We start from the raw sequence: 5,930 nt of genomic DNA, 5'->3' as shown, positions 1-5,930 counted from the left end.
GTCCGCATGGACGTGGCTGTGCGGCACGCCCTTCACGCGCGCGAACTGGCTGACCAGCGTGTTCAACTCCTTGCGCCGCGTGGCCAGCGCGCGGTGTAACGACACCTCGGGCGCCACCTTCTCCCGGCGCTCGGAACGCTCGTGGCGCGACACCTGCCGCCGCTGCCGCTCCCGCAAGAGGTGGGCGATCTGGTCGGGTTCGAGCAGGCCCGGCAGGCCTAGGTAGTCGGCCTCGTCGTCCGAGGTGGGCACCGCGTGCATGCCGAACTGCTGGCTGTCGAACAGGACGTGGTCGAACGTCGCCTCCGACTGCAGGGCCTCGAACGCCCCGATCAGATCGTCGGACGCCCCCTCGGCGCGCTTCGCGGCGTCCACCAGCCCGTCCTCAGCCCACTCCTGACCGGGACGCCGCCGCGCGCCGAGCACGTGGTCGCGCTGCCGTTCGAGCGCCGATGCATGCGCGAGGATGATCGGCACGGTCGGCAGGAAGACCGTGGCGACCTCGCCGCGCCGGCGCGTCCGCACGAAGCGCCCCACCGCTTGCGCGAAGAACAGCGGCGTCGAGGTCGCCGTGGCGTAGACGCCCACGGCCAGCCGCGGCACGTCCACCCCTTCGGACACCATGCGCACCGCCACGAGCCAGCGCTCCCCGGACGCCGCGAACTCCTCGATCCGGCGGCTCGCCCCGGCGTCGTCGGAGAGGACCAGTGTCGGCCGCGTCCCCGTCAACTGCTCGAGGATGCGCGCATAGGCCCGAGCCACGGTCTGGTTGGTCGCGATGACGAGCCCGCCCGCGTCCGGCACGTGGCGGCGCACCTCGGTGAGGCGCCGGTCGGCGGCCGCGAGCACGGCGGCGATCCACTCGCCCTTCGGGTCGAGGGCCGTCCGCCACGCCTGCGCGGAGGCGTCCTTGGTGAGCAGTTCGCCGAGGTTGGCCTCCACCTCGTCGCCCGACTTCGTCCGCCACCGCATCGGACCGCCGTAGTTCATGAAGACCACCGGCCGCACCACGTGGTCGCGCAGCGCCTCGGCGTAGCCGTACGTGTAATCCGCCTTCGACGTCAAGACGCCGCCGTCGCCCGGCTCGTACGTCACGAACGGGATGGCGTTCTCGTCGGACCTGAACGGCGTCCCCGTCAGCGCGAGCCGCCGGGTCGCGTACTGGAACGCCTCCCGGATCGCCTCCCCCCAGCTCAGCGCGTCGCCGGCGTGATGCACCTCGTCGAGGATCACGAGCGTCGGAAGGTCGGTCGCCATCGCCTGGTAGCCCCACACGGACGCCGCCACCCCGGCGTAGGTGGCCGCCACCCCGTCGTACTGCCGCGACCGGCCGCGCTTGCGGCCCCCGGTGCCCGGGTCGAGTTGGATGCCGACCTTCGCGGCGGCGTCCGCCCATTGCACCTTGAGGTGCTCGGTGGGGGCGACGACGATCACGCGGCGCACCGTCCGCGCCTGCAGCAGTTCGGAGGCCACGCGCAGCGCGAACGTCGTCTTCCCGGCACCGGGGGTGGCGACGGCGAGGAAGTCGCGAGGGGCGGCGTCCCGATACTGCTGCAGGGCTTCGGCCTGCCAGGCGCGCAGGAGCGACGACGTGCCCCACGGGGCACGCTGGGGGAAGGCCGGGCTGATCCGGTCGAAGGCGGACTGGCTCACGGATGCACCCGTCCCAGCGATGCAGGTGCGGGCAGCGAGCCGAGCCGGGGGAAGCGCATAGGTCGCCGACCTTAGCCGCCGCCCCGCGGCAAGCCTCACCTTTGTCCGCCGAGAGCCCCGGCGTGTTGCGCACGGGCGTCAGAAGCCGACCTGGAGTTCCTTCATGAACGCGATCTCTTCGGTCGAGCGGTCGACGACGGCGCGGGCGAGCGCGGCGACCTCGGCGTCCGCGGACGCCGCAGCCGGCTCCGCCAACGCGATCGCCGCCTCGTGGTGGTCGATCATGGCGCTCAGGTAGAGATCGGCAGCGGCAAGGGTGTCCGCAGCCCGCACGGCATCCAGCGGGGCGCTGTCCGGCGTCCCGGACGCATCTTCCGCCACTCCGTGCGCTCCCAGCCACGCGCGCAGCCGGTCGATCTCGGGCTGCGCCGTCGACTTCACCTGGGTGGCCAGATCGGAGAGCTCGGTGTTGAGACCGGGCTTGGCGAGCAGCAGATCGCTCAGGCCCACGGCCTGCTCCTGGTGCGGGATCATCGCCTGCACGAACGCCGCGTCCGCCGCGCTTGTCGACGCCGCCGGCGGCTCGGGCGTCGCCGCCGTCGTTCCGGACGCCGCAGAAGCCGTCGGCGTCCCGCCGCCCGTTCCCGCAACGGTGGACGAGCAGCCCGCCGCGACGACCGACACCACCGCGGCTGCAACCATCAGCCCTGGTCGCATGGGGTTCCTTTCGGTTGTGGATCGGGACTGGACCAGCGGTGACCGTCAGCCCACCAGCTTCTCCAAGGTGTCGACCAGAGGCACCTGACCGGCGGTGAGCTTGCGGCGGGCGACGTCGAGGGGGAACCAGCCGGCACGGTCGACCTCGGGGTAGGTCCGCACGCGGCCCGAGCGTCGTGGCCACTCGACCTCGAACGTGTTGGATTCCACGAACTCGAGCCCGCCGTCGGTCTCGATCGCGTAGCCGCGCACGCGCTTGCCCGAGCTGAGGCGTACCTCGCCGAGGTCGATCAAGACGCCGTCCGGTGCGGGCACGCCCACCTCTTCGGCGAACTCGCGCCGGGCCGCGTCCTCGGGCGTTTCCTCCCCGGGCACGTACATGCCCTTCGCCAGCGACCAGCCGCCGTCGTCGCGATGCCCCCAGAACGGCCCGCCCATGTGCACGATGAAGACCTGCGTCTGACCACCCTCCCGGGTGTAGGGCAGGAGCCCCGCACTGTGCAACGGCATCCCCCTATGGTGCTCGACGGATCAAGGGGTGTCCACGCGACCCCGCCGATGTGGACGTGGCCGGCGCCGGGTGAGACAGTGACGCCATGAGTACGAGCAAGGACCCCGACGCCGCCACCCCGCTCGACCCCAAGGAGCAGATGAAGGCGGCACTCGAAGCCAAGAAGGCCGCCCAGCACAGCAACAACGCGGGCGGGCCGCAGGGGGGCGCGAAGGCGTCCGGTGGGCCGCACGGACAACAGGGCGGCAAGCGGCAGTTCCGCCGGAAGGCCGGCGGCTGACGGATCAGGCGGGCTCGCCCGGTTGGTCCGGCTCGAAGTCCGTGGCGTCGGGTTCGAGCTTGTCCCACGCCTCCTCGTCGGAGACCTCGGGTGTCTTGAGGTGGCCGAAGTAGTCGGGGGTGCGCAGATCCTCGGGCAGCGCCGCGTCGGGGATGTCGCGCTCGGCCTCCTTGGCCTCCTCGATGGCCTCCTCGGCCTGCTCCAGCCTCTCGTCGATCGGTTCGTCCGCCATCGTCCACCCCTTCGCCCCGGCCGCACCCGGAACGGGCGGCGTCCAGCCTCATGTTTACCGAAAGCTGACGGGCCCGACAAGGTGCGGCTCAGCCGCCGGCGGCCGTAGCATCGGGCCACACGCTGGGACGCCGTCGTCCCGCCGGCCGAGAGGAAGCGCCATGAGGATCGCCGTTCCCACCGAGGTGAAGAACAACGAGTACCGCGTCGCGATCAAGCCGGTGGGCGTCCACGAGTTGGTGACGGCGGGGCATGAAGTGTTCGTTCAGGCCGGGGCAGGTGCCGGCTCGGCGCTGACCGATGAGGCATATGCGGCGCAGGGCGCGACGATCGTGCCAGACGCCGACGCCGCCTGGTCGGCCGGTGAGATGGTGCTGAAGGTGAAGGAGCCCGTGCCGGACGAGTACGGCTACCTGCGCGACGACCTGACGTTGTTCACCTACCTGCACCTGGCCGCCGACCGTCCGCTGACGGAAGCGCTCCTTGACTCCCGGACGACGGCGATCGCCTACGAAACCGTGCGGCTGCCGTCGGGGCTGCTGCCGCTGCTCTACCCGATGAGCGAGGTCGCGGGCTGCCTGGCGCCGCAGGTGGGGGCGCACGCGATGATGAAGGCCCAGGGCGGCCGCGGCGTCCTGATGGGGTGCGTGGGGGGCGTCCCGAACGCGAAGGTCGTGGTGCTCGGCGGAGGCGTGGCCGGCCAGAACGCGGCGAACGTGGCGCTCGGGATGGGCGCCGACGTGACCATCCTCGATACCGACCTCGAGAAACTGCGTCAGACCTTCTGGCGCTACGAGAACCGGGTGAAGCAGATCGTCTCGAGCACGCTCAGCGTGCGTGAGCAGGTGCTCGCGGCCGACCTCGTCATCGGGACGGTGCTCATCCCGGGCGCAAAGGCGCCGAAGCTGGTGACGAACGAGATGGTGGCGCAGATGAAGCCCGGATCGGTGCTCGTCGACGTGGCGATCGACCAGGGCGGCTGCTTCGAGGACTCCCATCCCACCACGCACGCCGACCCGACGTTCGTGGTGCACGAGTCGGTGTTCTACTGCGTGGCGAACATGCCGGGCGCGGTGCCGAACACGTCCACGTGGGCGCTCACGAATGCCACGCTGCCCTATGTCGAGGCCATCGCGAACCACGGCTGGGCCGACGCGCTCGGCGCCGACCCAGCCCTGGCGCTGGGGCTCAACACCCACGACGGTGCGATCAGGCACCCCGGGGTCGCTGCTGCCTTCGCAGACCTCCCCTCGCTGCTCATCTGATGACCGCGGGCCCGATGGGACGCGTGGCTGCCTCCCTGGTCACCGCGTGCTCGAGCGCGTTGCGCAGCGCGTGGACCATGGTCGGGCGGAGGGTCGCGGAGGTGGTCTGTCGGGACGCCTCGCGGGGGAGCGTGGAGCTGACGTGCCCGAACCAGGGCACGCTGAAATGAACCGATGACATGATTGTTCCTTGCCGAGAAATGGGCGCACGGCGGCCCAGAAATAACCCTTGAGCGGGCACAATGACATGGCTTCTCAGCATTCGCGACACGCGAATGTCCAGGAGAAGAGGCAGGGCGCGGTTGAACGCGACCTGTTCAGGAGGAGAGCGTCGGCTCCCCGCTCAGCTGACCGAAACCCTCAGTCAGCGGCGTGCGGGCGTGCCGGTGGCGCCCATCATGACACCGCGACCTCGCTGGGACACCGGATCGACGGTGCCGACGACACTGAAGCTCAACAACATCGAGAACACCGCCTTTCTTGATCGGGTCAACCACTCGCGGTCGAACTGATATGAACCATATTGCACACGTTCGGCACTCGTCAACTCCGCCGACGAATTCGCTTGACGCATTTCTCGACCGGCCCCAGCCACGGACGAATCGCGCAGCTCGGCGTGGCCTCCCATGGGGCCCGCGGCCGGGGGTGAGCCCGCTGACGTGCGGCCGGCTTCACAGTCAACGCGAGCGTGTTCGCGCCCACGCGCTCAACGACCAGAACCGACACGCGCTGAGTGTGACTTCGGCCGCACCAGGCCGTCGCGACTCAGAGACTGGCTGCCCCCACCACGCGGTCAAGGGTCGCGGGCAGCTGGGCGGCCATGTCCTTGCCGATGTAGCGGTTCCAGGCGCGGGCGAGCAGCCCCGAGAAGATGAGGCGCTGGGTGATCTGCCAGTCGTGCGGGTCTTCGGTTTCCTCGACGCGGGTCATCTCGTGCTCCTCGGTGATCGTCGCGAGGAAGAGGGCGCTCTGCACGACAAAGCGGCCGGCCATGCGGTCGACCTCGGCGAACCGGAAGACCGTGCGCGGGCCCTTCGCGGCCTTCACCCAACCGATGGCGCCCTTGGCGATCGGCCCGTTCAGTTTCGCGCGGACGATGAAGGGATCGTCGACGGGCCAGTGCTCGACCTGCGTCCAGCGATCCCACACGACGCTCGGATCCACCCTGGCCGTGAGGGTGTGCTCGTGGACGATCATCGATTACCTACTCCCCAGACGTTGGACCAGCACCATTGTGCGGCACCGATGCCCCTAGCCGTCCATGGGTTCAGCG

General features: G+C 70.3%; 8 protein-coding genes. 2 read left to right on the top strand and 6 right to left on the bottom strand.

What is annotated here, in order from left to right:
* The 3 genes from Q1K57_RS09785 to Q1K57_RS09775 all read right to left on the bottom strand — a co-directional run.
* Positions 1-1,653, bottom strand: a 1,653-nt coding sequence (locus tag Q1K57_RS09785) for a DEAD/DEAH box helicase (RefSeq protein ID WP_300081698.1), incomplete at its 3' end; no start/stop codon positions are given.
* A 138-nt stretch (positions 1,654-1,791) separates the two neighbouring features.
* Positions 1,792-2,370: a DUF305 domain-containing protein gene (locus tag Q1K57_RS09780; protein WP_300081696.1), complete on the bottom strand. Its 579-nt coding sequence runs from the start codon at positions 2,368-2,370 to the stop codon at positions 1,792-1,794.
* Between the two features lie 45 nt (positions 2,371-2,415).
* Positions 2,416-2,880, bottom strand: a complete 465-nt coding sequence (locus tag Q1K57_RS09775; RefSeq protein ID WP_300081694.1) for an NUDIX domain-containing protein — start codon at positions 2,878-2,880, stop codon at positions 2,416-2,418.
* Positions 2,881-2,966: 86 nt separating this feature from the next.
* On the opposite strand from Q1K57_RS09775, the gene Q1K57_RS09770 reads away from it, so the two are divergent.
* Positions 2,967-3,161: a DUF5302 family protein gene (locus tag Q1K57_RS09770; RefSeq protein WP_300081691.1), complete on the top strand. Its 195-nt coding sequence runs from the start codon at positions 2,967-2,969 to the stop codon at positions 3,159-3,161.
* A gap of 4 nt (positions 3,162-3,165) precedes the next feature.
* Here Q1K57_RS09770 and Q1K57_RS09765 read toward each other — a convergent pair whose 3' ends face one another.
* Positions 3,166-3,393, bottom strand: a complete 228-nt coding sequence (locus Q1K57_RS09765; RefSeq protein ID WP_300081688.1) for a hypothetical protein — start codon at positions 3,391-3,393, stop codon at positions 3,166-3,168.
* A gap of 160 nt (positions 3,394-3,553) precedes the next feature.
* Here Q1K57_RS09765 and ald point away from each other — a divergent pair, with 160 nt between their 5' ends.
* Positions 3,554-4,657, top strand: a complete 1,104-nt coding sequence (ald, locus tag Q1K57_RS09760) for an alanine dehydrogenase (RefSeq protein ID WP_300081685.1) — start codon at positions 3,554-3,556, stop codon at positions 4,655-4,657.
* Here ald and Q1K57_RS09755 read toward each other — a convergent pair.
* Positions 4,650-4,838, bottom strand: coding sequence for a hypothetical protein (locus tag Q1K57_RS09755; RefSeq protein ID WP_300081682.1), 189 nt, complete (start codon positions 4,836-4,838; stop codon positions 4,650-4,652). The two genes, ald and Q1K57_RS09755, sit on opposite strands and share 8 nt — an antisense overlap.
* 584 nt (positions 4,839-5,422) lie before the next feature.
* Complete coding sequence (locus Q1K57_RS09750; protein WP_300081679.1) at positions 5,423-5,854, bottom strand: hypothetical protein; 432 nt, start codon at positions 5,852-5,854, stop codon at positions 5,423-5,425.
* Positions 5,855-5,930: the final 76 nt, after the last annotated feature.

Origin of the sequence: Propioniciclava sp., assembly GCF_029977985.1 — a bacterium.
Lineage (GTDB): Bacteria > Actinomycetota > Actinomycetes > Propionibacteriales > Propionibacteriaceae > Propioniciclava.
This window is presented reverse-complemented; position numbering and strand designations above follow the sequence as displayed.